This window comes from Zhongshania aliphaticivorans, assembly GCF_902705875.1.
GTDB lineage: Bacteria > Pseudomonadota > Gammaproteobacteria > Pseudomonadales > Spongiibacteraceae > Spongiibacter > Spongiibacter aliphaticivorans_A.
In genome coordinates this window covers 722,159-748,760 of the sequence record NZ_CACSIK010000001.1, presented here as the reverse complement: position 1 = coordinate 748,760, position 26,602 = coordinate 722,159, and the positions used below count along the sequence as shown (strand labels likewise).

The following is a 26,602-nucleotide window of genomic DNA, read 5'->3' as shown; positions in this document are numbered from 1 at the left end:
ACAAGGCAACATGCACAATAAATATATCGCGATCCCAAGGTTTTTATCATAACTTGATGCAGTGTATGGCTATTCATATTTCAGCCAGAATGACGACATCAATACAAAGGCGCTTGCCAGTGCCCTCAACATTTTGTAAACTCAATTGTACTAAACATATATCTTTATAGCTTTTGTGGCATTTGATCTGCGCGCGCCTAGCCTGCCGCAATCAAGTACACGGTAATTAAGGAACAGGCAAATGTCCCAAATCACCAAATCTATTGATGAGCTCGTCGCCGAAAATGCCGGCGTAGACAGACAGGAAACCTTTGAAAAACTGTGGGCCATTAATACCGAGCTTTTCGAAAAAGTTCGTTCACGCTTAGAACTCACGCTAGACCCATGTTCAGAAGGTTTGATGCCTTACACCGGTAAAGATGGCGCTGAAGGCTATTTAAGCGCGTGGTCTGGCCCAAAAGTAGATTGGCTTATTTTTTCGTGGACGGGCAACCCCAAAGCCAGTTTTACCAATATGCACTTAACCATTAACTTGGCTGGCAATATTGATGTACCTCACTTTGGTTACGCGCTGGGCACCACACCGGATTTATTCTTTTATCAAGATTATATGCCCCGTAAAGATTTATGGACTCACCCCGAATACGCCGATAAATACTGGGACGGCGCCAGCAACGACGCCTATGTTGCTATGGAGCGCGACGAGAACTTCCGTCACTTCATTAGCCGTGACATGTATACCCGCGTTGCCCAATCGCCTTGCAGCCTTGTTTATGGCGCCGACGTTTCTGACGACAATATTGAAGCGCTACGCAAAGTATCCCATGAGCAACTGGATCGCTGGTTAGATTGGGTAGACCAAGCCAGCCCAACAACCCCAGACGAAGCCAAAACCCTCGCCGCCCGGGATTTACAGATTCGCAAAACCATTACCCAGCGTGACCCCGCCAATATTGTGGTTGAAAACCTCTTTGGCAAAGAACTGGCCGATAGACTGGTAGGCAGCCTATGGGGTGAAAACCGTCAGCTACCGAGACCGGAGTAAGCATGTCGGTCCGCGCGCTCTACGAAGCTGCTAAAGTCGACAGCGCCACCGCGCCCTACGACACCATCCATATGAAAGTCTATTATCCCGCGAATTTAGACGGGTCAATGGATCAGATTAATATGGGGCTTGTACCACCACGGGACGACGACAAACCGTGGCCGGTGGTCATTTTTATGCCCGGCACCAATGTTCCTGTTGAAAGCTACGCATGGCTAGCCAAAGCATTAGCCGAGCAAGGTATTGTGACGGTGCTGTACAGCTGGATAAAAGAGGATATGCCGGGGTTTATCTGTCTGAGCCCAGGCATTGAGTTGGCCAATTTGCGCCCCGACACCTACGGCACGGCACCAACGGCCAGTGCGCTTCCTGCTATTTATCAAGCCTTAACCCGTATAAATACCAGCGGTGTGTTGGCGCAGCGCTTGGACTTAACCAGCTTGGTTATTGGCGGTCATTCAGCTGGGGGCAGTGTTGCCTTATTAAACAACAACCCAAATTGGTTTCCGTGGTTAAAAGGTTGTTTCACCTACGCCGCCCACGCCGCCGCATCCACACAACTGGGTTTTGCTGATGACAGCATGCTGACTCTTAACCCCAATCTGCCTTATTTATTAATGGCTGGCAGCCGCGACGGTGTTATTGCCGCCAGTAGCTTTCGCTATGGTGACGCCGAAACTAGCAGCAGTACAGGCCGCATAGCGCGTACCTTTACCGACTCCATTGACCGCCACCAAGGCGATACCCACTTTATAACACTTGCCGGTGCCAACCATTTTTCTGTGGTACACCCAAGTGATAGCGCGACCGGCAGGCAGTTTCTTGACTGGGACAGCGAGGGCTCCGACGACGACATTCGCCACTGCATTGCCAGCCTCACCACCCAGTTTATTTTAGGCGAATTATTGGGCGACCCCGCCGCCCGCCGCGCTTTTTCTAACACCATGACTAATCCACTCATTGCAGCACACGACTGCAAATAAAAGTATCGAGGACATCCAATGAGCGAGAAACAACCCAGCGAATGGCAACAAAGTATTACCGGCGAATGGCATGGTTTTCCCGCCGTGTTTGCGCCAGACGGCACCCATGTTGGGGTCAATAAGGTAAAGCGCGCCAGCGTCTTTGAAGACGGCAGAACCACCTATTGGATGAAAACCGATTTTGATGCCGTTGGTCAGCTCGCCAATCGCTTTGAATGTGGTGAGTTTGAATTTGGCGTTATTGATTCTGACCAAGACCGAATTTACACCGGCCCCGATTTTGTGGGCTCAGGTCGCCCTTTTGGTCCTTTGGTAGACTCTAAATACTTTTCACCCGGCTGGAATACTGACCTGCGTACCATCAACCACGTTATTGCTGATCGCGGTATTCAGGTGTATTCGTCGCAATTATTTGAAGCCGACACCCTCGTTGCGGTCTTTAATGGCCTTTACGTACAAACGCTTGACCATGACACCAATCCAGACACCCAAAAATCAGTGGCTGAATTTTTAGAGAAAGAAAAAGTCATTGGCAAAAAGCCCTTTGTTCTGCCGCAAAAACACAGCGGAACATGGACCGGCGCGATGGACGTATACAATGCGGAGCAAGAAAAGGTCGGCGTCAATCAAGTCACCATCAAGTACACGCCACTCACCTTATTGCGGGCGCGCATGGATGTAACCATTGAAGGCGTGATCAACCGTCAATTTTCTTATGAGCGCAGCCGCTACGAAAATCACCACCAGTATCACGGCCCCGATGTATTCGGCAATGGTATTGCCTATGGTCGCTATTTATACAGCACCCAACACTTTTACGGCGAGGCTGCAAAATTTTGGAGCCGCGATGTGCTAATTGATGACGCCTTCAATCTATGTTCTATGTGGCAGTTTTATACCTCACAAAAAGAACAGTACACCACCTTTGGTGTGCTCGATTGGACGCCCAGCGATATGGTCTTACAAGCGCAGTACGTAGAACGCTAAGCAAGGCAGGGCTTTTACCAAGCCATAAAAAAGCCGAGCGCCAATAAATGGGCTCGGCTTTTTTGATTAAGCAGAAATACCGCTTATTTATTTTGTAAAAATGCCACCAGCTTTGAATCAGCAAAAATACTGTTTAGCACTTCTGCCACCAGCTCGTTTACTAAATCGCTGTTTTCTGCATCGCTTGGCGCGTTAAAAAACTTTTGATTGCGCTTTACTCGGTAACGACCATTGTAATGTTCATTGCCACGCACCGCTTCTACCTCAACGGTGGCCTGCATATCCATGTCGTGGCCAACACCGCCCTCTTTGGGATGATTGTATACCAGCGAGGTAAAGATAACGTGTAAATCAGTGGTGCTGGGATTTAAGCTATCAACATCAAAGCCCATCGCCGCCATGTGAGCAGACAGTGCTTTTTCCAAGGGCTGGGACAAACCTTCATTGGCCAAGGTAATAACGGCAGTGTCACGGTAAGCGCCACCACGGCTGCCCAGCACTTTGTTTGTCCGCTGATCACTCACCCTCACATGCACAGGGCTTTTGTTGTCGCTCATTTTGAGCGGCTCAGGAAAGATCGGCGCGACCCTAATGGCCTGCGGGCTCTGAGCACACGCCGCCAAACACATCACCGCCAACAGAACACAGGTTTTCATCACGCTTGAGTAACTCATCATTTATCCTTGGGACAACAAATCTCGTAAATCAGTAATCGCCGCATTGGCGCGGGTTATATATGACGCCATCACCAATGAATGATTTGCCAATAAACCAAAGCCGCTGCCGTTCAACACCATTGGGCTATACATTGTTTGCTGGGTTCCTTCTAACTCGCGAATTATTTGCCGCAAGCTGACCGCCGCATTTTTATTGGCGAGCACATCGGCAAAATCAACTTCTATTGCCCGTAAAAAGCACACCAAGGCCCACGCTGTGCCGCGTGATTCATAAAACACATTATCAATTTGTAGCCACGGTGTTTTTACTTTTTGCTCACTCACCGTTGGCGTTGACTGGCGCGCCGAAGGATCATTGGCCAAATCGGTGTTTAAGCGCGGACGACCCACACTGGCACTCAAGCGCTGAGATAAACTCCCTAAGCGAGATTCCACCCCAGCCAGCCAATAACGCAAATTATCTGCTCGCGCATAGAATTGCGCCTGCGGGTCATCGACATTACTCAGCCTTTGACGATAGGCCTTTAGGTATTTAATTCCCTGACGGTACTCCGACTCACTGGCTGGCACCGCCCAGCTATTGTTAGAAAAATTAAACCGTGGTTCCGATTTCGCTAAATCAGCATCTTCTTGCGACTGAGATTGCGAGCGACTAAAACTTTCCCGCATAGCGCGGCTTAAATCTCTGACCTGGATTAATACCCCGTATTCCCACGACGGCATATCATCCATAAAAATACCTGGCGGCGTAATATCATTACTCAAAAACCCACCTGGTTTGTCCAGTAGCAGCTCACTAACATCAATTAATGCCGACGTTGTTGCCGTGCCGACCACCGCGACCTTGGCATCTTTTTGTAAGAAGCGTGTTTCTGGCATCTCTGGGGTGAAGCTCCAATACACGCCCAACACCATGACTAGCAAGAGGTAGAGCGGCACCACGATGGCGGCCACTCGCCACACCACACCACTGCCCATCCAGTCCTGAACCGCTTCTTTAGCTGTAATAAATATGTCTGTTATTTTTTGTTTAATCATGGTGCATACCTTTATGTGCATTTGGCGCGGCGGTTTCGTTTAAGACACTGATGACAGGTGCGTTCACTACGACTTCTTTGCCATCGCTGGTTTTAAGACTAAATCGCACTTGCTCACCCTCGCGAATGGGACGGGTCAAATTGATTAACATTAAATGATAGCCACCCGGCGCAAAGACCAAACTTGCGCCAGCTTCAAGGCGAACGGAGTCCTGTTCTTGCATGGATACCATACCGTTGCCATGCACATGTTTATGAATTTCTACCACCTCGGCTGCATCGCTGCTGCCCGCGGTTACCTGCACGGTTTTATCACTGGTATTCAGCAAAGTAAAAAACGCGGCGGTGTTACGCTGAGTAGGCGGCAGCCCACGGACACGCGCATCGCTTATCTCTAGCGCATGAGCAAGTAGCGGCGTCAACGCAAGAAACATCAGCGCCAACTTCCTAACTGTGACCAAAATATCCCCCAAAGGCATCTTGTGCCCAAAAAATCTCTCTGCACCAACAACTCTAATTTTGTTGCCATCTGCACCGAACGTATTAGTGAGGTTATACTCCAACATCCAGCTTTAATGGATATCAGACTCCCTAATTAACGTATCATACCGCCACAGCACTAGTGATTGTATTTATGAAGCAGTTTTTATTATTGGTTTTATTTGTTCTTGGCGGCACCGCTCACGCGGCAAGTGACTTTTTTGCGCCACCGGCCACCAGCAGCTTTGGCAATGACACCCCCCAGTTTTTACCTGTTGAAGAAGCCTACCAGTCTATTCTGCAATGGCATGATGACAGAATGACACTGACGTGGAACGCCGCTGAGGCGTATTATTTATATAAAGAGCGCTTTGCGCTTAAAGCCAGTGTTAACGGTAAGCCACAACCCATCAGCACCCAATTTGAAACCGGCAAATTAAAACAAGATCCCTTCTTTGGGGAAACCGAGGTGTATTACCACGGCACCACAATCACCCTGAGCGACCTACCTGACATCCCGTTCACCTTGAGCGTCACCTCGCAAGGTTGCGCTGACGCCGGCCTTTGCTATCCACCGCAAACCCAGCACTACCGAATTGATCCCTTGCAGCACACTGTTAATGAAATCAGTGCAACTGACTTTCTCAGTAGTAATAAGCCGGTCATCAACGCGAACGATGACCATCAGGCATTATGGTTGGTACTTATTTTTGCCGCCCTAGGCGGGGCCATCCTCAACTTAATGCCCTGTGTATTCCCCGTGCTTGGTTTAAAGGTTTTAAGCTTTACCAATGCCCACAACGGCAGCCCGCTTAAGCACGGACTTGTTTACAGCGTGGGTGTGGTCGCCAGCTTTATTGCCGTGGCCGGCTTACTCATTAGCCTGCAGCAAGCTGGGCAGGCCATTGGCTGGGGCTTCCAGTTGCAAACCCCGTGGTTTGTAACGCTGCTAGCTTGTCTATTTTTTGTACTGTCTCTTAACCTATTGGGCTTATTTGAAATTGGCGGCAGCTGGACGGATATCGGCGGTGGCCTCAGCCGCAAGAAAGGTTATACCGGCAGTTTTTTTACCGGCGTACTCGCCACTGTTGTCGCCAGTCCATGTACAGCGCCATTTATGGGCACAGCGGTTGGCTTTGCCGCCAGCCAGTCTCCACCGGTCGCGCTGCTGGTGTTCGGATTTATTGGTCTTGGCATGGCATTGCCGGTGTTGCTTCTTACCTTGTTTCCAGCAGGCTTACAGCGCCTACCAAAATCTGGCAGCTGGATGATCAGTCTCCGTCAATTTCTGGCCTTCCCTTTATTGGCAACGGCAATTTGGTTGGCGTGGGTGATTGGTCGTCAAACCGGCGCAAATGGCATGGCGCTGACTTTACTAGCGTGGTTATTTATCGGCTTTGGTCTCTGGCTACATAGCAAGGGAAATAAAGTAAGCGCTTGGCTGATTGTCGCTCTGACCTTTGTCTTGGCCATCGTTAAAATTAACCAGCTGCCCCTGGGCGGTGAAACCCCAAGCGGTCATTTTGATAGAAGTGAAATACAGACTCTGCGAGCTAGCGGTAAAAATGTGTTCTTGGATGTTACTGCTGACTGGTGTATTACCTGTGCCGCCAATGAGGCCTTGGTACTCAACACTAGCGCTATTCGCGATGCCTTCACGCAACATAATGTGCAGTATGTCATTGCCGATTGGACCAATTATGATCCCGCTATTACTCAGCTACTGACAGATTATAAGCGCAATGGGATCCCACTCTACATTTACTACCCCGCCGACTTAAATGCACCGGAGATCATGCTGCCACAAATTCTTAGCAAGGATGTGGTGATCGAAATACTAAACAGATGAATTCAGCCGCTAGCAGTGTTAGCACCGAAAACAATGGCCGCAGCAAAACGCCAGCGATCTTCTGCAAACTTGCAGACAACAGACGCTATCTTAAAAAATTCACACGATGCGTTGGACTCTAAAATGCAAATAAGGCACAATCTCATTATTCTCTGAATCGCACATTAAAGCAGTTAAATATGGCATCCATACTCGTACTTCACGGCCCAAATCTGAATTTATTAGGCACCCGTGAGCCCGGCGTTTACGGGAGTACGACGCTGGCAGATATTGACGCCCAATTACACGCCACTGCTAATAAACACGGCCATCACCTGCAGTCATTACAGAGCAATGCCGAGTACGAATTAATTGAGCGCATTCATCTTGCTCGACCAGAGCAAATTGATTTTATTATTTTCAATCCTGCGGCATTCACCCATACCAGCGTTGCCCTGCGCGATGCGCTATTAGCTGTCGATATTCCTTTTATCGAAGTGCACCTTTCCAATGTGCATGCTCGGGAGTCTTTTCGTCACCATTCTTATTTTTCGGACATTGCTCGCGGTGTTATTTGCGGTTTGGGCGCTCTTGGCTACCAATTTGCATTACAAGCGGCCATGGACCAACTGAATCAATAACATTTTTACATCAACCTATTTGAGAGAGCACATATGGATATTAGAAAAGTAAAAAAATTAATCGAACTGCTCGAAGAGTCAAACATCGACGAACTAGAAATTAAAGAAGGCGAAGAGTCTGTACGCATCAGCCGCAATAGTGCGGCTAAAGGCATGGCCGTACCACAGTATGTTGGCCAGCCCATGATGCAAGCACCGGCAGCTGCACCCGCAGCCCCAGCCCCTGCGGCGGCTGAAGCACCTAAAGCAGCTGAGCCAAATGGCCATGTTATTAAATCGCCCATGGTTGGCACCTTCTATCGCTCACCATCACCGTCATCACCCGCCTTTGTTGAAGTGGGTCAGCACGTTAAAGTTGGTGACGTTATTTGCATCGTTGAGGCGATGAAAATGATGAACCAGATTGAAGCCGACAAGGCCGGTGTCATCGAGGCCATTCTTGTAGATGACGCGGAGCCGGTAGAATTTGATCAATCCTTGATCACTATTGTGTAAGGCTGGCTAAGCCGGAACGAACAATTGTCCGATCAACGAATCCAAAAGGGATTGATTCCAAATGCTTAAAAAAGTTGTCATTGCCAACCGCGGCGAGATTGCATTACGTATTCTACGTGCCTGCAAAGAACTTGGCATAAAGACCGTTGCAGTCCACTCCATTGCGGATCGCGAACTCATGCACGTTCGCCTAGCCGATGAGTCTGTCTGCATTGGTGCCGCACCGTCTCCTGCGAGCTATCTAAATATTCCAGCAATTATCAGTGCTGCTGAAGTCACTGATGCCGTTGCCATTCACCCCGGCTACGGTTTCTTGGCTGAAAATGCTGACTTTGCTGAACAAGTTGAGAAAAGTGGCTTTGTTTTCATTGGCCCTACTCCCGACCTAATTCGCATGATGGGTGACAAAGTGTCGGCCATCAAAGCAATGAAAAAAGCAGGTGTGCCCACTGTTCCCGGCTCTGATGGTCCCATCACCGAGGACAACGACCACACCCTGGCAGTCGCCAAGCGTATTGGCTACCCCGTTATTATCAAAGCTGCCGCCGGTGGTGGTGGTCGCGGCATGCGTGTTGTTCACAGTGAAGCCGCTCTGCTCAATGCAGTCTACGTCACCCAGTCTGAGGCCAAGGCCGCATTCGGCGACGATACGGTTTATATTGAAAAGTTTCTTGAAAACCCGCGCCATGTTGAAATTCAGGTATTGGCAGATGGCCAAGGTAGCGCGATCCATCTTGGCGATCGCGATTGCTCACTGCAACGCCGCCACCAAAAAGTGCTAGAAGAGGCGCCAGCCCCCGGCATTCCTGATGACATTCGCAATCAAGTCGCTAAATCTTGTGTCGATGCCTGCATAGCCATTAATTACCGTGGTGCGGGCACTTTCGAGTTTCTCTACGAAAACGGTCAGTTCTTCTTTATTGAAATGAACACCCGCATTCAGGTAGAGCACCCCGTCAGCGAGATGGTCACTGGCGTTGACCTGATCAAACAGCAGTTACTTATTGCCGGCGGCGAGAAACTGTCCATCACCCAAGACGATATCGTCATTAAAGGCCACGCCTTTGAGTGCCGGATCAATGCTGAAGACCCTAAAACCTTTATGCCCTGCCCTGGGCTTATCAAGCATTACCACCCACCCGGTGGTTTAGGTATTCGAGTTGATTCACATTTATACAGTGGCTATTCGGTTCCGCCGCACTACGATTCAATGATTGCCAAAATCATTACCTGGGGTGACAGCCGCGAAATCGCCTTGAGCCGTATGCGCAATGCACTCGATGAGTTAGTGGTAGAAGGTATTCGCACCAATACTGACTTGCACCGCGACCTAGTTCGCGATGCAGCCTTTAAAGAAGGTGGTGTCAGCATTCATTATTTAGAGAAAAAACTTAAGCTCTAAGCAACTTAAGTCTGTAATATAAAAAGGGGCCTATTTACGGATAGGCCCCTTTTTATTTCAATATGATATCGACACCGCTTTGCTTCAATATTCAATCTTAACGACAAGAGCATGCCATGACTTGGTTACAACTTCGACTCGACGCTGACCCCGCCACCGCCTCCGACCTAGAAGATGCACTGCTAGAGATTGGCGCCGCAGCAGTCACCATGGAAGACAATGCCGACCAACCCGTATATGAACCCGGCGTGGGCGAAACACCGGTTTGGCAGCACACTCGAGTTACTGGATTATTTACCGCCGACACCGACATGACCGCCACACTGGCGGAATTACAAGCACATTACCAGCAAGACCTTCCGCCCCTACGCATAGAGATTTTAGAAGATCGCGACTGGGTAAGAGAGTGGATGGACAGCTACCACCCCATTCAATGTGGCGACCGCCTATGGATATGCCCAAGCTGGCGTGAGCCCATAGACCCCGACGCGGTTAATTTACTGCTCGATCCCGGTCTCGCCTTTGGCACCGGCACCCACCCGACCACCTGGCTTTGCATGCAGTGGTTAGATCAACAGGATTTAAGTGGCCTCACTGTTATAGATTACGGCTGTGGCTCGGGCATTTTGGGCATTGCCGCCTTGCTTCTTGGCGCAGAAAAAGTAATCGCCGTAGACAACGACCCTCAAGCCCTACTCGCCACCCGCGATAATGCCCGCCGCAATAATATCAGCGACAATCGCATTGACTGCCTGCTACCCGAGCAGATTCCCGATGGCTTACACGGTGATATGGTGGTGGCGAACATCTTAGCCGGCCCCTTAATCTCATTAGCATCGACGCTTGCCGCAACATTGAACGACGATGCTCCCATCTGCTTATCGGGTATATTACATTCTCAGGCAGAAGAGCTCATGAGCTGCTACGAACAGTGGTTCTCATCGCTAGACCTGACCAAAAAAGAGGAATGGGTTAGGATATCTGGCCATAAGCGCAACCGTTAACTCAGTAAGATCAGGTCATGCACATAGACACCCCCGAACCAAAAAGCATCCAATGCCCGCACTGCAACACGCGGTTTAGAGTTAAAGCAGAGCAGCTACTCATCGCCGACGGCTTGGTGAGGTGCAGTGTGTGCATGAATATTTTTAGCGGCGTAGATAAAGACGACGACATTTCTCCCGCTTTGCTGACCGATATCGTCGATGATTCCCCTGACAAAGCCACTCAAGAGAGCGACGCAGAAGCACTGCCCCCGGCGGAGCTAGACTTGGATGCTGACAGTAGCGATGAGGATAGCCCCTTGAGCGGCCAGCCCCCTGAAATTGATTTGCTTGCCGGCTTGAGTACCGTTAATCACGATTTTGAACACCACATTCCCTCTCGACGTCGCATTGAGTGGATCTGGTTAGCGGCAAACACGGTGGTCTTATGCTTGCTCATCGCCCAAATTGGCCTTTGGCAAAAGTCAGCACTTTACGCTAGCTCCATGGGAGAGCAACTTAAAGCACTCTGCCATCTTCACCCACTATTCTGTGAAGACACACCGAGCAAGCGAGGTTCATCGGTAACGGATGTTATCAGCACCAAATTAGTGGTTCGCAAACACCCCTCAAGTACTAACGCCCTGATGGTAGATACCATTTTGTTAAACCGAGGTCCAAGCAGCACCACCTTCCCCAGACTTCAGCTGCGCTTTAGCGACATCAATAATCAAACCGTCGCCAGCCGCTCCTTTAAGCCGGAAGAATATCTTGCCGGCGAACTTGCAAGCGATGCCCTCCTCGCCAGCCAGCAACCCGTACACATTGCCCTAGAAATCGTCGACCCCGGCCCAGCGGCAACCAGCTACCAGTTAACACTAACGCCGTAAAGACCATTTTTTTACACTCAAAACTGGTTATTTTCTGAGCGCAAGACTTCCGATGAAGTCCTTGAACGAGTATCATAGCTGCCCTGTTTTCCCACGGTGAACTCCCTTCACAGGGCATGGCGATGATCCAAATTGGTCCTCACAAGCTTCCTGCCCGTGCTGTATTGGCGCCAATGGCAGGTATTACCGACCTACCTTTTCGCCGCTTATGCCGCGAGTTTGGTGCAGGCTTAGCCGTGTCAGAAATGCTCGCCAGTGACGCGAGCTTATGGGATACCCGCAAGAGTCATTTGCGTTTAGCACATGACGACAGCACGCCTCGCGCCATCCAGATAGCCGGGGCTGATCCAGCAATGATGGCCGATGCCGCGCGGCGCTGTGCAGATATGGGTACCGACATAATCGACATCAATATGGGTTGCCCAGCAAAGAAAGTATGTAAAAAAGCGGCCGGTTCGGCGCTATTAAAAGAACCAAATTTAGTGAAAGACATAGTGAGTTCAGTTGTCGCCGCAGTCGATATACCGGTGACACTAAAAATTCGCACCGGCTGGTCTCGGGACCAACGCAACGGTATAGACATTGCCAAGCTCGCCCAAGATTGCGGCATTAGCTCTTTAGCAGTGCATGGCCGAACCCGCGAATGCCGTTACTTAGGCAACGCTGAATACGACACGATTGCGGCTATAAAGCAGGCGATAACTATTCCGGTATTTGCCAATGGCGATATTTGCACGGCGCAACAGGCAAAGCAGGTATTGGATTACACCGGTGCCGACGGTGTCATGATTGGCCGAGGAGCACAGGGCAAGCCATGGCTGTTCCGTGACATCAACACGTTTTTAGCCACTGGCAAGTTAGCGGCACCCGTAACAACAACAGAAATTAAGCACGTACTGCTGAGTCATCTCAGCGCTCTTTACCAGTTTTATGGTGAGGTACATGGACTGCGTATCGCACGCAAACACTGCGCATGGTATTTGCAGGAGCTCGACCCCACCACTGGTTTTCGCGGGATATTTAACCGCCTTGAGTCAGCCAGTGCACAACAAGATGCTGTACATCGCTACTTTGAGCAGCACGACCAAAACCAACAGGACGCAGCAGCATGAATTTAACCAATATAGAAACCAACGCAGTCGCCGAAGCCACCTCCACCGCTACGACGGCAGCCAACGATGACATCAGTAAAGCCAAAACCTTACGTGACAGCGTTGCCATTGCCATCAATAATTACCTCGCCACTCTTGACGGTCAAGACGTGTGTGATGTCTACAATATGGTGCTATCAGAAGTAGAAGCGCCATTGCTTGAAGAGGTCATGCGCTACACTCGCAACAATCAAACTCGCGCATCGCAGATGCTGGGCTTAAACCGCGGTACATTGCGGAAAAAACTGAAACAATACGATTTATTATAATTGCCCATTACAGCCAATTTCCGTTCGACATTTCAACTCAAGGTAACCCACTAGGCATGACTACAGATAACCAGGCCCGCCCCGTTAAACGCGCCCTCATTAGTGTTTCTGACAAATCCGGCATTGTCGATTTTGCTCGAGAACTTTCCAAAATGGGTATCGAACTGCTCTCAACTGGCGGAACCTATGCCCTGCTAAACCAAAATGATATTGCGGTTACAGAGGTGTCGGATTACACCGGTTTCCCTGAGATGATGGACGGCCGCGTCAAAACTCTCCACCCTAAAGTCCACGGTGGTATCTTAGGGCGCCGCGGTATCGATAACGACGTAATGAGTGAACACGGCATTGACGCCATCGACATGGTTATCGTTAATTTATACCCCTTTGAAGCCACCGTTTCCAAACCGGGCTGCACCCTAGAAGATGCCATAGAGAACATTGATATTGGCGGCCCAACAATGGTCAGAGCGGCGGCAAAGAACCACCGCGATGTGGCCATTGTGGTGAATGCTGTCGACTACCAAACCGTGCTTGATGAGCTTATTGCCAATGATGGTCAGACCTTACACGCCACCCGATTTGATCTGGCCATTAAAGCCTATGAGCACACTGCAGCTTATGACGGCATGATCGCAAACTACTTTGGTCGCCTTGTACCCGGTGGCACTGAGAAATTTCCACGCACCTTTAATAGTCAGTTTAAAAAAGCGCAAGATATGCGCTACGGTGAAAACCCGCATCAAGACTCAGCCTTTTACGTTGAAGCTCACCCAAGTGAAGCCTCGGTGGCAACAGCTAGCCAGATACAAGGTAAGGCGCTGTCGTATAACAATATCGCCGATACCGATGCCGCCCTAGAGTGCGTAAAATCCTTTGAAAAACCCGCCTGCGTTATTGTTAAACACGCCAACCCCTGCGGCGTTGCCGTGTCATTAAACGGGATTGGTGAAGCTTATGACCTAGCCTTTGCCACCGACCCTGAATCTGCCTTCGGCGGTATTATTGCCTTCAACCGTGAGTTAGACGCAGACACCGCAAAAGCTATTTGTGAGCGTCAATTTGTTGAAGTCATCATTGCCCCTAGCGTCAGTGAAGAAGCGGCTGCTATCGTGGCAGAAAAGAAAAACTTGCGCCTCTTAGCCTGCGGTCAGTGGGGAGCGAGCAATGCCGCATTTGACTACAAACGCGTCAATGGTGGCCTACTAGTACAAGATCGTGACCTAGGTATGATCAGCGCAAGTGACCTTAAGATAGTCACCAAGCGCCAACCTGAAGAAAGCGAGATTCACGATATGATCTTTGCTTGGAAGGTTGCCAAATTCGTGAAATCGAATGCCATCGTCTACGCCAAAAACCGTCAGACCATTGGTGTCGGCGCAGGCCAAATGAGCCGGGTCAATTCAGCACGTATCGCTGCGATCAAAGCAGAACATGCCGGTTTAACTGTGAAAGGTGCGGTAATGGCATCAGACGCTTTCTTCCCCTTCCGTGACGGCTTAGACAATGCTGCGGCCAATGGTATCAGCTGTGTCATCCAGCCTGGCGGTTCAATTCGCGACGACGAAGTGATTGCCGCAGCCGACGAGCATGGCATTGCCATGGCCTTCACGGGTATGCGTCACTTCCGCCACTAAGCGCGAAAAATACTGGATGGGGAACCGGAGAGCTTCCCCCCGCCATTAGACTAAATGACAAATAAAGGAGTATGGACGCTGGTATCAGCGGTAAGCCCCAGACTGGTGTCTTACGCTTCACGCCAAATGTTCACCCAAGCATGAATGTACTGATTATTGGAAACGGTGGCCGCGAACATGCACTGGCATGGAAGGCTGCACAATCACCTCAAGTCGAAACCGTTTTTGTCGCACCAGGCAATGCCGGCACCGCGTTAGATCAAGGTATTGAAAACATTGCCATTGCCATTAATGATTTCGCGGGCTTAGCTGACTTTGCTGCGAGCAATAACGTTGGCCTGACTATTGTTGGCCCTGAAGCCCCCCTCGTCGATGGCGTGGTAGATTACTTTAACGAGCGCGACCTACCCTGTTTTGGCCCCACTAAAGGCGCGGCGCAATTAGAAGGCTCCAAGGCCTTCACTAAGGATTTTCTCGCTCGCCATAATATCCCAACAGGCAGCTACCAAAACTTTACCGAGCTTGAGCCTGCTCTGGCCTACCTGCGTGAGCAAGGTGCTCCCATTGTAGTAAAAGCCGACGGGCTAGCTGCCGGCAAAGGCGTTATTGTTGCAGAAACCTTGGAACAGGCAGAAGACGCTGTACGTGATATGTTATCTGGCAACGCCTTTGGCGATGCGGGATGCCGTGTCGTCATCGAAGAGTTTCTCGATGGTGAAGAAGCTAGCTTTATTGTGATGGTGGATGGCGACAATATTCTTCCGATGGCTACCAGCCAAGATCATAAACGCGTAGGTGACGGCGACAGCGGCCCCAATACCGGCGGTATGGGCGCATATTCTCCCGCGCCAGTTGTGACCCCTGCCATTCACCAACGAATTATGAACGACGTCATTATCCCCACGGTTAAGGGCATGGCCAGTGAAGGCAATCGTTACACTGGTTTTCTCTATGCAGGCTTAATGATCAACAAACAAGGTGAGCCAAAAGTTATTGAATATAACTGTCGTTTCGGTGATCCTGAAACCCAGCCCATCATGCTACGCCTACAGTCTGACCTGGTAGCGCTTTGCTTGGCCGCCCTTGAAGAAAAACTCGACAGCACAACGGCCAACTGGGACCCGCGTCCAGCGGTTGGTGTTGTACTGGCAGCTGGCGGTTACCCTGCTGCGTACAATAAAGGGGATGAGATCAGCGGCATTCCTAGCGAAAATGACAATAGCAAAGTTTTTCATGCTGGCACTCAGCTTGAAAATGCTACTCTAGTCACCAACGGCGGCCGCGTGCTCTGCGCTACCGCAATGGGCGACACGGTTGGGGCTGCACAACAACTTGCCTATTCAATTGCCAAGCAGATAAAGTGGAAAGATGCCTTCTACCGAACCGACATTGCTTACCGCGCCATTGCACGAGAGTAATCGCTTGCTAAAACAGCTGCTGTGTACGGTATTACTCCTATTTTCGGTTGCCGTACACTCAGCACCGGCCTTAACGGTTAATCCAAGTCAAACCAAAATCTCCCTCGATAATTTTAGCGACATTATCGAAGACGCTGATAAGCTCTATCGTATCGACGATATACTCAGCCCTGAACTAAAAAGGCAATTCAGACCTACCGAAAACGGCGATTTCAAACTTAACAAAAACATTGGTAGATACTGGTTTCGTTTTACGCTCAACAATCCCCGTAATAAGGAATGCCACCAATTACTCGAAATCATTCCGGCCGACCTAAAAAAAGCGCAGCTTTACAAGGAATCTGGCGAAGCCATTCCCATCATGCGCACCGAGTCATTAATTCGTAACGAAACACTTTTTTCTATCCCCATTAAAGCCAATAGTGCCAACACCTACTATCTCGCCATTGAGTACCCTTATGAACGCCAGTTAGAACTCACACTACACAACTACACCAGCTTTTTAGGCGAAATCAGCAAGCGTGAATTTATTAATGCCGTGGTTTTTGGTGTGCTCAGCCTACTCATCCTATTTAATTTAATCAGCGCATATCTGCATAAAGAAGCTTTATTTCTCACCACTGCCGCTTTTTCACTACTCGTCATTTTCGGTCAACTTTTTGCTTGGGGCTACATCGGCCCCCCGCAAGGCTTGTTACCACCTTGGCAAGGTTATAATTTACATCTCACTGTTTTAGCAATTGGTATAGTTGACCTACTCTACGCACTCCAACTGCCAATCTACCCTATCAACAAGCCTGGCCGTGCAGCTAAGTTGCTTCGCGCTTTCATTACCATTGATATTCTGGGCGTGATGATAAGCACCCTCACTAGCGATGATGTTGCCGTCATCATCATGAATATACTGACTCCCCTCAATTCTCTTGTATTGTTATTCACTGCCTTAAACTGCTTTTTTCAAACCTACAGCCGGCTCATATTTTATTACGTCGTCATCCGTACTATCACCGCGCTCGGTTTAATCCTGACGCTACTAAGCTACAACTTAAACTTCATCTCGACTAGCGCCACCAACCTTATTCTCATCTATCTTGGTACCGCAGTTTCTATCTTTCACACTGTCCTGTTAATTAGTAGACATTACCTACGGAATAAAAAACAAAATTTAGAGGAGCAACGTATAGCTATCCTCGGGGCAATCAATCGCGCCAAGACCGATATTCTGGCGCGGATAACCCATGATATTAGAACCCCTATGAGTGCCATGCTTGGTATTTCTGAACTATTGCAAGAAACCCCTTTAACCGCGAATCAGCAAGACCACCTCCGCACCTTACAGCGCTCTGGCCACGAACTGTTGCAGTTATTACAGGAGGCCAGCCAAGCAACCCGCATCAATGAAAGCGATATCGAGCTCAATAATGAGTTGCTTAACGTGCTGGAAATCATCGACGAAACTGTCTCTGGTTTCCGTAATATCGCTGCGGAACAATCACTCGAACTTATTTGCGATATTGATAATAACGTGAGTGAAAAGCTCATCGGCGACCCTTCGCGTATACGTCAATTACTGTCGCATATTATGAATAACGCCTTGGAACACTATGAGTCAGGCTATATTTTACTCAAGGTATTTACCTCAAACATCAATGAGGGACTACTTAACTTTGAGCTAAGTCATCGCGGCAGGCCGTTTAGCGCACTAGAAAAACTCGCCATCAATGGCTCACTATCTGAAGAAGAGGGCATTGTGAATGCCCGCCTTGCTATTGCCTCGCAGCTCATATCTCTAATGAACGGCAGTGCTACGGTGAAAACGTCGGCAAATGGCTTACATACCCTACATGTAACACTGCAACTTGGCGTGCCAAATAACTACGACAATAGCACCTTGCGGCTTCGTACCGGCTTACTTAGCAACAAGCGTTTGCTAGTCATAGACAGTAACAAAATATTCTGTAAAGTCGTTAGCAAACAAGGCAGTAATTGGGGAATGCAGGTTTTTATCGCCAATAGCAATAACGCCGCCATTGCCATTACCCGCAACCAAGCTCTGATCAATGAGCCCATAGATATCATTCTCGTAGACCACACTTTGCCAGGCGGGGGACTTAAATTAGCTCAACGTATTCATGATGAAACAGAAACGGCATCGCCAGCCCCGATTGGCTTGTTGCTTGCCCATGCAAATATTACATTTGATCAAGTAGAGCTGCGAAATGCAGGTATTCGCCGGGTATTGAGTAAACCACTTACTGGCGTCGCACTTCGCAGCGCCCTATTGGCCGAGTGCCATTTTGACGCCAACGCCGTTAACCTTCTCCCCAACCAATACCGGACCGACTCCCTCAAATTAGGCTCATTGCAGTGTCTTATTGCAGAAGACAATCCCACCAATGCACAAGTCTTAACTCGCATGCTTAAAAGTCTGGGGATCACGGTTCACCATGTTGAGAACGGCCAGCAGGCGGTGAACACCTTTACCCGACAACACTTTGATGTGGTCATAATGGATATCGAAATGCCGATCATGGATGGCGCAGAGGCTACCCGACAAATCCGCTTATTTGAAAAAGAAGAAGACCGAGAGCGCACCCCAATTATTGGGCTAACGGCAAATGCATTAGATGAACAACGCGACAGCTATCTTCGCGCCGGCATGGATTTACACTTGGTCAAACCCATTCGCCTATGGGAACTGGCAGAGGCCATTAAACGCTGGACTGGCTACCAACAAAACAAGTCTTAACTGATCGAATTCGTTATAATGCCAGCGGGAGGACGACACCATGACACGTGAATATAACTTGCTTGATCGCGCCTTAATGGGAGCGGATCGAAGCTTAAAAACACTCGTAAAGGGTAGCAGCACGGCCCAACGTCATAACCCTGCCCAAGATATTAATACCGTGCTGAGTGCTGGCGATCAACGCCGTCACGCCGCAGGTCTAATGCGAATAAATCATACTGGCGAGGTGTGCGCCCAAGCTCTGTATCAAGGCCAGGCCTTAACAGCAAAAAATGCAGACGTTAAAGCGGCAATGGAGCATTCCGCAAACGAAGAAATTGACCACCTTGCATGGTGTGAGCAACGCCTTAATGAACTAGGCAGCCACACCAGTCATCTAAACCCGCTGTTCTATGCTGCTTCTTTTGCGATTGGTGCCGCCGCCGGTGCCATCAGCGACAAAATCAGCCTTGGCTTTGTGGCGGCAACAGAAGATCAGGTCTGCCAACACCTGAGGGAACATTTGCACACCCTGCCCGGCGACGATGAGAAATCCCGCGCGATTCTTCAACAAATGCTCAAAGACGAAGCGGAACACGCCAGTAAAGCGATAGACGCCGGTGGCCAAGTATTTCCAGAACCGGTCAAAAAAGCCATGAGCTTAATGGCCAAAGTAATGACCGGCAGTACCTACTACGTCTAAGTGAAAGACTAAGCTGTTAAGTAGCTATTTACTGCGACTAATCGGTGGATGAAAAATCATTTGTACAAGATTGCCATCAGGGTCGAGACAGTAAAAACTGCGCGCGCCATCACGGTGTGTACGGGGCTCTGATTTTATGGTTACCTCATTGGCCAATAAAAAAGCATGCCAAGCGTCAACATCATCAGGGGTATCTAAAATAAAACCTATATGGTCTAAACGCTGCCCAGCTATCGGCCTTGGCGGTCCCTGATAACGATGCAGTGCAAGGTTATCATTGCCGGAGCACAGGTAAATATTGTCGGCATCGGGTTGCCACTCAACCGCCATGCCCAGTAATTCCGTGTAGAAATGCAGCGTTGCATCAAATGCTTCTACAAACAAAGCTATATGCCGCATTCCACTATGCGGATTTGGACGAACTAAGGTATCAGACACCATCAACAATCTCATGGCTGTGGCTAACTTCAACGCCAGCGGCTTCCATCATTATGGATGCTGAACAATACTTCTCCGCTGACAACTCAACAGCACGTTTCACATGCGCCTCTTTGAGGTTTTTACCGCTCACCAAAAAGTGTAAATGAATTTTAGTAAACACCGCTGGCACCGCGTCAGCGCGCTCTGCTTCTAACTCACAACGGCAATCTATCACTTCCTGACGCGACTTCTTAAGCATACTCATCACATCAAATGACGCGCAGCCTCCCATCCCAACAAGTAACATCTCCATGGGGCGAACCCCCATATTACGGCCGCCATGATCTTCTGGCCCATCCATGACAACCGAGTGCCCACTTCCCGATTCACCGAGAAACATCGCACCATCTACCCACTTTACCGTCGCTTTCATTCCACCCTCATAGCGATTCTGAAAAATTGCGCTAAGCTTACCACAGGGTTCAGATTCAAGCTCGCCAAGGCAAGCAAAGCAGGTCATACTTAGGCCTGCATTGTGCTGATTACGTATATGCAATACGCCCCTAACTCATAAAATGGATTTTCTGCTTTCCCGAGAGACCCAAACAGTGCTGAATTCTTTAAAGCCCGAAATTGCTGATATCGATAACTTTCTTAGCCACTGTCACCGACGGCGCTACCCCAGTAAAAGCACACTCATCTACGCCGGTGATGCCAGTGACGCCCTGTATTACATTATCGAAGGCTCTGTCACGGTAATCATCGAAGATGACGAAGGCAGAGAAATGATTGTTGCCTATTTAAATAAGGGTGATTTCTTTGGCGAAATGGGTGTATTTGATGAAGACATACCGCCAACCCGCAGCGCCTTAGTGAAAAGTCGCACAGAGTGTGAAATTGCCGAGATCAGCTACGCCAAATTTCGTGAACTCAATAAAGAATACCCCGACATTCTGCTGGCATTAGGCAAGCAAATGGCAAAACGGCTGCGCTTAACCACCCGTAAAGTGGGCGATTTAGCATTTTTAGACGTGACCGGTCGCGTAGCCCGTACCTTACTCGATTTATGCAAACAACCCGATGCAATGACCCACCCAGACGGCATGCAAATCAAGATTACCCGCCAAGAAATTGGTCGAATCGTCGGCTGCTCACGGGAAATGGTAGGTCGTGTACTAAAGACACTTGAAGAACAGGGCTTAGTACAGGTAAAAGGTAAAACCATGGTGGTATACGGAACACGCTAACCGCGTCCCGATAACGGAAACCTGAACCTTATCTGCAACGAAGTTAAAGTCTGCCGATTCTCCCAAAACATCGGCTTATCTTTGAACGATAAATGGCCTTTGAGCTCGACCCATAATGGGCAAGTGAGCAGCCAGAAGTGGTCTACCGAACTTTAAGTGAAAACACCCGGTTAGCACCAAAGCGGACATTCGACCATAACATCGCATATTATCAACGGGACTGGTTTGTGTGCTTCAGAGCTTAGGGCATGAAGCAATATGCAAAAGCATGAACTTAATAAAAAAATATACGTTCGTGCTGCGGTCAATAGAATTCATACTCCAGTAAGAGCTTTATGCTGAGATCGGGGCTGTCACTTCCTAGCCCAAATATTGCACCAGCCTCCCATCGCAGCTGATTCTGCAAACCTAAGCGTTGCATGCCCGTGAGCAGCGGACCAATTCCGCGAGCGTCTTGGCCAGAGTAGAATTCCAGCGCGGGCTCTAAAGCCGATGAGTAGCGGTAACGACTTTGAAGGCTTAACGCCGTTTCGATTTCATTATTTAGGCCACCACTCCTCTCATAGATCAGCGATACATTGGCCGTGTTGACCCATTTACCGAGCTCCCTAACGATGATTAAAGTACTCGACACTTCCCAGATACTGTCAACTCGCTCTCGTTCGAGTTCAAATAATATGCCGTAGTCGTTGTCGAATTCGCCTTGCTCTGTCAATTGCCACTTTGCTTCTAATTCATAGGCTGTGAGTTGCAAGCCACTATTTTCATCTTCGCTTCCAATTAAGTAAATTTCGCCCGCCCATCGGTCGTTCAGAGCGCGACCAACACCTAATCTGTGCACAATTTGCCCGTCGAGACCGTCAACATTGTCGTGTACCGCTATCGCGCGGTACTCAATTTCAGTTTCCAGTAGTTGAACATAGGGGTCGTAAACTTTGTCAACGACTAAGCCGTCTGAGAGACAGAAAAGCGGTTGTGTTAGTAATATAAGGCATAACCGGTATCTCACTCGCTTTGCCCCCGCTGTTGCCAGTACCGATTTGTTAAATATAACAATACCGTCATGATACTCAGGCTGCTTATGTAAATGGCAAGTTGTAGTGGCGTCGGTCGTGTTTCGTAACCAACGAGGGCGTAGAGTACTTGGCCTAGTATTGAACTTTCAGATAGTACTGCGGAACTGTCCCAGACTGGATGTTGAGCGGGCAGCCAATCTGCTTGAATCAAAAGTTGTGATGACTGCAAGCACATTCCAGCACCTACCAACGTCAGCAGGCTACAACCAATCCAAAGTACACGCTGCGGTTTGAAGCTGAGCAGGATAAAATAAAACAAAACGCTGATAGAAAGTCCAATACCTGCACCTATCAAAGAGCCGACAATTAAGCCTTGATTCACGCCGGGTGTATGGCTGAAACCTGAGAGATAAACAAAGATTTCAGAGCCTTCTCGAATCGTTAATAAGACGACAATATATCCCATAACTGCAGATTGTCTTGATGTCATGGTGGCAGCAGTGAGAGAGCAACGAACGAACAAGTGACATAGCCAAATCAGGCAAACATAAATGCTCAATTGCATCATTGCATTGACAACCTCTTGACCAACACCGTCCAATGTATTGGATACGGTTCGCATGCTTAAGCCGTAACCTACGGCGCCGACCAAACCCATCCCTGCCGCCCAATATAACCAACGAAACTTAATGGATAACGTCCGTGAAAGCGCAAGCAAAATACTGAGCAATAGTGCGGCTTCTAATACTTCGCGGAGAATGATGATGACACTGGTCAATAGCATGATTTACTCCGCGATGATGATACCTTGAGCCATTTTGGGATTAAACTCTCCAAAAAATGGGTAGCTTCCAGGTGGGAGCGGTCCGATAAAAATCACCGCGGTTTGTCCGCCCATAATGACTTTCTCACGGTTTAGTTCATAACTCTCAAATTCTTCCGGTGATGAATCAAGATTATGTACTAGCAGTTTAATTTTGGTATTTGCAGGTATGGTGAGTTCAGAAGGGTGAAACAGGTGCTCTCTTATGTCTATATCATACACGGGTTTCCCCGCGAACACGGAGGACGCTAGGCATAAGAAAAATAGGGGCGTCAGTCGGTTATTCATCTCGTATTGCCCCCTTTATCACACACGATACTATTAGGAAAATGTATGCTAACCACAAGACCGTGCCCTCGAGTAGAGTTACTGAGGTCGAGCCTCGCTTGATGAATTTGAGCAATATGCCCTACTATTGACAGTCCAAGCCCACATCCGGTCGCACCGGAAGCGTGACGATCGCCCCCTACGCGGTAAAACCGCTCTAGAACGCGCTCACGCTCTGCTTCGGCTATACCTGGACCATTGTCGCTTACAGTCAGAATAGGGCCATCGATACTGTCTCGAACATCCACGGCTATCTTCCCACCTTCGGGCGTGTACTTATTGGCGTTGCTTAAAAGGTTTTGAATGAGGAGCTGCAATGCAAAATGGTCTCCTAGTAGCAATGTGGAATCACCGTCTAGAGAGATATCTTGCCCTCTCGCCTCGAAAAACAGAAAGGATTCTGCGATGCAATCACGTGCCAGACTGAATATGTCGATCACTTCAAACTTCGCGGGATAGTGTTCGGGTGTTGTTCGATATAAGGCGAGAATTTGCTCGACGAGGTGCGCCATTCTTTTTTGGTCACCTTCTAGTTGAATTAATGCTGGTTGGTCTTCCGCCGATAGTGATTGTTTAAAATTGTGGATATGAAGTTGTAATGCGCTTAATGGCGTACGCAGTTCATGGGCTGCGTCTGAAGAAAAACGTCGTTCACGCTCTAACGAGGCCTCAAGCCGAGACAGCAACGAATTAGTTGACTGTAACACGGGCTGTAGTTCGCGTGGCGGATTGATCAGATCAAGATGACTGAGATCATCTTCTCGCTTGATGGCCAGGTCGCGCGCTAAAAGTTGCAAACTCTTCAAACCATGACCAATGATCAACCACACCAAAATGCCCGCTAAAGGGATGCTGAGAAGGATTGGCACCACTGATTCCAAGATTATACTATCGGCAAGGTGATATCGTTGATCGAGCCGCTCACCCACGAGAACCCAGCGACCATCGGTACTATGGTGTACTAGCGTTCGCCAACGGTAGCCATTGAAGTTGTGCTCAGAAAAGCCCGTTTTCAATGGCGCAAACTGTGTCGTTGGCGTACTGCTTGATTGCCATAACAGTTTTAAATTTGAATCAAAAATTTGGAATGCAGTTTGACCCGTATAGGGCGTTATTTTAGTAAGGTAGGTATCTCTTGGGATCGCTTCTATTAAGCTGGCCGTATCGGCTAGTTTTCGATCGAATAATTTTTCGGCCTCCAGCATGCTTGACTGGTAACCATGCAGTGCCGCGAGAAAGTTCACCAGCATAATGGTGGACAGTACGGCAACCAACAAAAATATTCGAATAGATTTCAAGGGTTGGTCCTTAGTGTGTAACCCACGCCGCGAATGTTTTTGATTAATTCTTGAGAGAGTTTTTTCCGCAAATTGTGAATGTGTACATCAATAGTGTTGCTGCTAACTGCTTCGCCCCAACTGTAAAGTTTTTCTTCGAGTTGTTCGCGGCTAAATACCTGTCCAGGCCGCTCCGCTAATGCACGTAGCAGTGAAAACTCGCGACGTGACAAGGCAGTAGTGACCCCACGATACTGAATTTCATGGTTGGCAAGATTGAGTGAGAGCTCGCCAACTGTGATTTCGCTACTCAATGCTGGTGCATTGCGGCGGCCAAGTACCCGCAGTCGAGCCATGAGCTCATCAACGGCAAATGGCTTGGTCATATAATCGTCGGCGCCTGCATCGAGCCCTGCAATTTTTTCGTCGATCGCATCCCGCGCTGTGAGTATCAATATCGGCGTGTCGTGCTTGTTCTGACGTAGTGATTTAAGAACCTCGATACCCGAAATATCAGGTAGCCCCAAATCAAGTATGAGAAGGTCTGGGGGAATCGCTCGAAATAGGCTGAGCCCCTCGATCCCTTTAGAGGTATGGTCCACAGCATAGCCACCGCGCTTTAACGCGGTAATCATCCCGTTGGCTAATGATTGGTCATCTTCTATCAAGAGTAGTCGCACGATTTACTGTATTTTCTCTTTAGTTTTTTTCAACAAAGTCTGTATTTCTGCGCGGCGGCCTTCATCAGCGAGTGTCCGCCCTAAGCGTGGTGCCGCTTGCAGCGCTTGCTCCAAATAGCTGAGAGCGGACGTATACTGCCCTGACTGGTAGAGAAAGTCGGCGTAAAAGTAGTTAGCATCTATATCGGTAGGTGCGATATCCAGCCCTCTGAGCAAATATTCTTTTGCCTTTTTATCATTCCCGAAACTGATAGGCCAACCAGGGACTTGGTAGTACAAGGAGCCTAACGAGGTATAGGCAGCTCCGTTAAGCACCTTGCTATCAATTGCTATCGCGCGCTCCAAGTCCCGCTTCGCCTCTTTGACCAATGACAACGCCCCCAGCCCGCCCTGGGCTCCAGCGCTTGACGACTTGATAATCCCGCGCCATGTCCGCAACTCTGCGTTGTTGGGATATACCGATATCAATTCATCAACTTCTTTGATCAATACCTCGAAGGCCTCTTCCCGCTCATTGCTAGGAAGCTGATAACTAATTTGCGCCCAGCGCAATTGTAGCGCTTGCACTGACGAGTCAGTAGCGAGAGCGATAAGTGACTGCGTAGTAAATAGAGTATAGATCAATAATAAGTAAATGTGCTTCAAGATGAGCCCCCTCCTAAGCTTCAGGTCGACTGTATTTCTGAATTGTGCGCAATTGTTTACGCAGCGTAACGTCCACTAACGCTGGGATTAATGCGTTGATTCTGACAAAGAAGCGTTCGGGCCAGCCCAAGTATCGATTCCGACCATCACGTGCTTTTAATAACGCGTGACAAGCCGCGGCGACGATCTCTGGTGGGTCCATCGCGTTCCCTAGCTCGGCATTAAGTGCCTTGACAGATGCGGAGTTCATAGGGGTATCGACTGCGCGGGGAGCTAGATAGTGCACTGTAATTAATTGCTCCGCCAATTCGCGACGCAGTGCCTCGGTAAAACCACGCAGCGCGAACTTACTGGCGCTATAGCCACTAAAGCCAGGGTAGCCAATGCTGCCAAAAGTTGAGCCAATGTTAATAATTGTAGCATTGGAGCTCCTACTGAGTAGCGGCAACAGATCGCGAACAATAAGTACTGGGGCCAGTACGTTGGTGTTAAGCATATCGGCCATCGCTTGGTCGCTAATATTTTCCAGTAAACCAAAATGCGATACTCCAGCGTTGTTAATCAACACATCGACTTTGCTGCAGTCTTGCTTGCACTGTGTAACAAGCCGTTTTCGGTCTGCCGCCTGGAGCAGATCGGCGACAACCGTGGTGTGGCGAGCGCTCCCGTCGAGCATGTCGCGCAAGTCGTTAAGGGGTTGTGGATTACGGCCAACCAATATCAAGCGGTGTCCAGCTGCGGACATCATTTTAGCGACCGCGCTACCTATTCCACCACTAGCGCCAGTTAATACAATAGTGAGTGCTGTCATAG

At 49.0% G+C, this 26,602-nt stretch carries 28 protein-coding genes; 16 read left to right on the top strand and 12 right to left on the bottom strand.

The annotated features are described in order from the left end of the window. Nucleotides 1-241 precede the first annotated feature (241 nt). From AELLOGFF_RS03505 to AELLOGFF_RS03495, 3 genes are read left to right on the top strand one after another with little or no spacing between them, the layout of a single operon-like run. Nucleotides 242-1,045 (top strand): red chlorophyll catabolite reductase, encoded by an 804-nt coding sequence (locus tag AELLOGFF_RS03505; protein ID WP_159267369.1) that lies wholly within the window; start codon nt 242-244, stop codon nt 1,043-1,045. A 2-nt stretch (nt 1,046-1,047) separates the two neighbouring features. Continuing rightward, nucleotides 1,048-2,028 carry a dienelactone hydrolase gene (locus tag AELLOGFF_RS03500; protein ID WP_159267368.1) on the top strand — a complete coding sequence of 327 codons (981 nt, stop codon included), beginning with the start codon at nt 1,048-1,050 and terminating at the stop codon, nt 2,026-2,028. 18 nt (nt 2,029-2,046) lie between these two features. Continuing rightward, nucleotides 2,047-3,015 carry a hypothetical protein gene (locus AELLOGFF_RS03495; RefSeq protein ID WP_159267367.1) on the top strand — a complete coding sequence of 323 codons (969 nt, stop codon included), beginning with the start codon at nt 2,047-2,049 and terminating at the stop codon, nt 3,013-3,015. A gap of 83 nt (nt 3,016-3,098) precedes the next feature. On the opposite strand, the gene AELLOGFF_RS03490 is transcribed toward AELLOGFF_RS03495, so the two are convergent. From AELLOGFF_RS03490 to AELLOGFF_RS03480, 3 genes are read right to left on the bottom strand one after another with little or no spacing between them, the layout of a single operon-like run. Then, complete coding sequence (locus AELLOGFF_RS03490; protein WP_159267366.1) at nt 3,099-3,689, bottom strand: YajG family lipoprotein; 591 nt, start codon at nt 3,687-3,689, stop codon at nt 3,099-3,101. Nucleotides 3,690-3,692: 3 nt separating this feature from the next. Next, on the bottom strand, nt 3,693-4,730 hold the full coding sequence (locus AELLOGFF_RS03485) for a DUF2333 family protein (RefSeq protein ID WP_200842594.1): 1,038 nt from the start codon (nt 4,728-4,730) through the stop codon (nt 3,693-3,695). Then, a complete protein-coding gene (locus AELLOGFF_RS03480; RefSeq protein WP_235036453.1) occupies nt 4,723-5,163 on the bottom strand; it encodes a copper chaperone PCu(A)C in 441 nt (146 codons plus the stop codon). The genes AELLOGFF_RS03485 and AELLOGFF_RS03480 overlap by 8 nt, the downstream gene beginning before the upstream one ends. Nucleotides 5,164-5,363: 200 nt before the next feature. Between AELLOGFF_RS03480 and AELLOGFF_RS03475 the strand changes: the two genes are divergently transcribed. The 12 genes from AELLOGFF_RS03475 to coq7 all read left to right on the top strand — a co-directional run bounded on the left by AELLOGFF_RS03475 (nt 5,364) and on the right by coq7 (nt 19,354). Continuing rightward, the gene (locus tag AELLOGFF_RS03475) at nt 5,364-7,058 is read left to right on the top strand and encodes a protein-disulfide reductase DsbD family protein (RefSeq protein WP_159267363.1); all 1,695 of its coding nucleotides are present in this window, start codon (nt 5,364-5,366) and stop codon (nt 7,056-7,058) included. A 179-nt stretch (nt 7,059-7,237) separates the two neighbouring features. Then, nucleotides 7,238-7,678 (top strand): type II 3-dehydroquinate dehydratase, encoded by a 441-nt coding sequence (gene aroQ, locus AELLOGFF_RS03470; RefSeq protein ID WP_159267362.1) that lies wholly within the window; start codon nt 7,238-7,240, stop codon nt 7,676-7,678. 33 nt (nt 7,679-7,711) lie between these two features. Continuing rightward, nucleotides 7,712-8,173, top strand: a complete 462-nt coding sequence (gene accB / locus AELLOGFF_RS03465) for an acetyl-CoA carboxylase biotin carboxyl carrier protein (protein WP_159267361.1) — start codon at nt 7,712-7,714, stop codon at nt 8,171-8,173. Between the two features lie 61 nt (nt 8,174-8,234). Beyond that, the gene (gene accC, locus AELLOGFF_RS03460) at nt 8,235-9,575 is read left to right on the top strand and encodes an acetyl-CoA carboxylase biotin carboxylase subunit (RefSeq protein WP_159267360.1); all 1,341 of its coding nucleotides are present in this window, start codon (nt 8,235-8,237) and stop codon (nt 9,573-9,575) included. Nucleotides 9,576-9,691: 116 nt separating this feature from the next. Beyond that, nucleotides 9,692-10,579, top strand: a complete 888-nt coding sequence (prmA, locus tag AELLOGFF_RS03455) for a 50S ribosomal protein L11 methyltransferase (protein ID WP_159267359.1) — start codon at nt 9,692-9,694, stop codon at nt 10,577-10,579. A gap of 17 nt (nt 10,580-10,596) precedes the next feature. Further along, nucleotides 10,597-11,448: a DUF3426 domain-containing protein gene (locus tag AELLOGFF_RS03450; RefSeq protein ID WP_159267358.1), complete on the top strand. Its 852-nt coding sequence runs from the start codon at nt 10,597-10,599 to the stop codon at nt 11,446-11,448. A 116-nt stretch (nt 11,449-11,564) separates the two neighbouring features. Further along, complete coding sequence (gene dusB / locus AELLOGFF_RS03445) at nt 11,565-12,560, top strand: tRNA dihydrouridine synthase DusB (protein ID WP_159267357.1); 996 nt, start codon at nt 11,565-11,567, stop codon at nt 12,558-12,560. After that, the gene (fis, locus tag AELLOGFF_RS03440; protein ID WP_159267356.1) at nt 12,557-12,868 is read left to right on the top strand and encodes a DNA-binding transcriptional regulator Fis; all 312 of its coding nucleotides are present in this window, start codon (nt 12,557-12,559) and stop codon (nt 12,866-12,868) included. Before dusB ends, fis begins: the two co-directional genes overlap by 4 nt. 56 nt (nt 12,869-12,924) lie before the next feature. Then, complete coding sequence (gene purH / locus AELLOGFF_RS03435; protein ID WP_159267355.1) at nt 12,925-14,505, top strand: bifunctional phosphoribosylaminoimidazolecarboxamide formyltransferase/IMP cyclohydrolase; 1,581 nt, start codon at nt 12,925-12,927, stop codon at nt 14,503-14,505. A 140-nt stretch (nt 14,506-14,645) separates the two neighbouring features. Continuing rightward, nucleotides 14,646-15,923: a phosphoribosylamine--glycine ligase gene (gene purD / locus AELLOGFF_RS03430; RefSeq protein WP_159269265.1), complete on the top strand. Its 1,278-nt coding sequence runs from the start codon at nt 14,646-14,648 to the stop codon at nt 15,921-15,923. Further along, a complete protein-coding gene (locus tag AELLOGFF_RS03425) occupies nt 15,874-18,672 on the top strand; it encodes a hybrid sensor histidine kinase/response regulator (protein ID WP_159267354.1) in 2,799 nt (932 codons plus the stop codon). Before purD ends, AELLOGFF_RS03425 begins: the two co-directional genes overlap by 50 nt. Nucleotides 18,673-18,712: 40 nt before the next feature. Further along, nucleotides 18,713-19,354 (top strand): 2-polyprenyl-3-methyl-6-methoxy-1,4-benzoquinone monooxygenase, encoded by a 642-nt coding sequence (coq7, locus tag AELLOGFF_RS03420; protein WP_159267353.1) that lies wholly within the window; start codon nt 18,713-18,715, stop codon nt 19,352-19,354. A 24-nt stretch (nt 19,355-19,378) separates the two neighbouring features. Here the strand turns inward: coq7 and AELLOGFF_RS03415 are convergent, their stop codons facing one another. Both AELLOGFF_RS03415 and AELLOGFF_RS03410 read right to left on the bottom strand, forming a co-directional pair. After that, on the bottom strand, nt 19,379-19,795 hold the full coding sequence (locus AELLOGFF_RS03415) for a VOC family protein (protein ID WP_159267352.1): 417 nt from the start codon (nt 19,793-19,795) through the stop codon (nt 19,379-19,381). Next, nucleotides 19,785-20,207: an OsmC family protein gene (locus tag AELLOGFF_RS03410; RefSeq protein ID WP_159269264.1), complete on the bottom strand. Its 423-nt coding sequence runs from the start codon at nt 20,205-20,207 to the stop codon at nt 19,785-19,787. Before AELLOGFF_RS03410 ends, AELLOGFF_RS03415 begins: the two co-directional genes overlap by 11 nt. 175 nt (nt 20,208-20,382) lie before the next feature. On the opposite strand from AELLOGFF_RS03410, the gene crp reads away from it, so the two are divergent. Continuing rightward, nucleotides 20,383-21,021: a cAMP-activated global transcriptional regulator CRP gene (gene crp, locus AELLOGFF_RS03405; protein ID WP_159267351.1), complete on the top strand. Its 639-nt coding sequence runs from the start codon at nt 20,383-20,385 to the stop codon at nt 21,019-21,021. Nucleotides 21,022-21,325: 304 nt separating this feature from the next. Here crp and AELLOGFF_RS03400 read toward each other — a convergent pair whose 3' ends face one another. From AELLOGFF_RS03400 to AELLOGFF_RS03370, 7 genes are read right to left on the bottom strand one after another with little or no spacing between them, the layout of a single operon-like run. Beyond that, nucleotides 21,326-22,030: a hypothetical protein gene (locus AELLOGFF_RS03400; RefSeq protein WP_159267350.1), complete on the bottom strand. Its 705-nt coding sequence runs from the start codon at nt 22,028-22,030 to the stop codon at nt 21,326-21,328. Then, nucleotides 22,027-22,821: an FTR1 family protein gene (locus AELLOGFF_RS03395; protein WP_159267349.1), complete on the bottom strand. Its 795-nt coding sequence runs from the start codon at nt 22,819-22,821 to the stop codon at nt 22,027-22,029. Before AELLOGFF_RS03395 ends, AELLOGFF_RS03400 begins: the two co-directional genes overlap by 4 nt. A gap of 3 nt (nt 22,822-22,824) precedes the next feature. Further along, nucleotides 22,825-23,148 carry a cupredoxin domain-containing protein gene (locus tag AELLOGFF_RS03390; RefSeq protein WP_159267348.1) on the bottom strand — a complete coding sequence of 108 codons (324 nt, stop codon included), beginning with the start codon at nt 23,146-23,148 and terminating at the stop codon, nt 22,825-22,827. Beyond that, a complete protein-coding gene (locus AELLOGFF_RS03385; protein WP_159267347.1) occupies nt 23,145-24,485 on the bottom strand; it encodes an ATP-binding protein in 1,341 nt (446 codons plus the stop codon). The genes AELLOGFF_RS03390 and AELLOGFF_RS03385 overlap by 4 nt, the downstream gene beginning before the upstream one ends. Continuing rightward, the gene (locus AELLOGFF_RS03380) at nt 24,482-25,144 is read right to left on the bottom strand and encodes a response regulator transcription factor (RefSeq protein ID WP_159267346.1); all 663 of its coding nucleotides are present in this window, start codon (nt 25,142-25,144) and stop codon (nt 24,482-24,484) included. The genes AELLOGFF_RS03385 and AELLOGFF_RS03380 overlap by 4 nt, the downstream gene beginning before the upstream one ends. A 3-nt stretch (nt 25,145-25,147) precedes the next feature. Further along, a complete protein-coding gene (locus AELLOGFF_RS03375; RefSeq protein ID WP_159267345.1) occupies nt 25,148-25,789 on the bottom strand; it encodes a tetratricopeptide repeat protein in 642 nt (213 codons plus the stop codon). A 13-nt stretch (nt 25,790-25,802) separates the two neighbouring features. After that, a complete protein-coding gene (locus AELLOGFF_RS03370; RefSeq protein WP_159267344.1) occupies nt 25,803-26,600 on the bottom strand; it encodes an SDR family oxidoreductase in 798 nt (265 codons plus the stop codon). Nucleotides 26,601-26,602 lie beyond the last annotated feature (2 nt).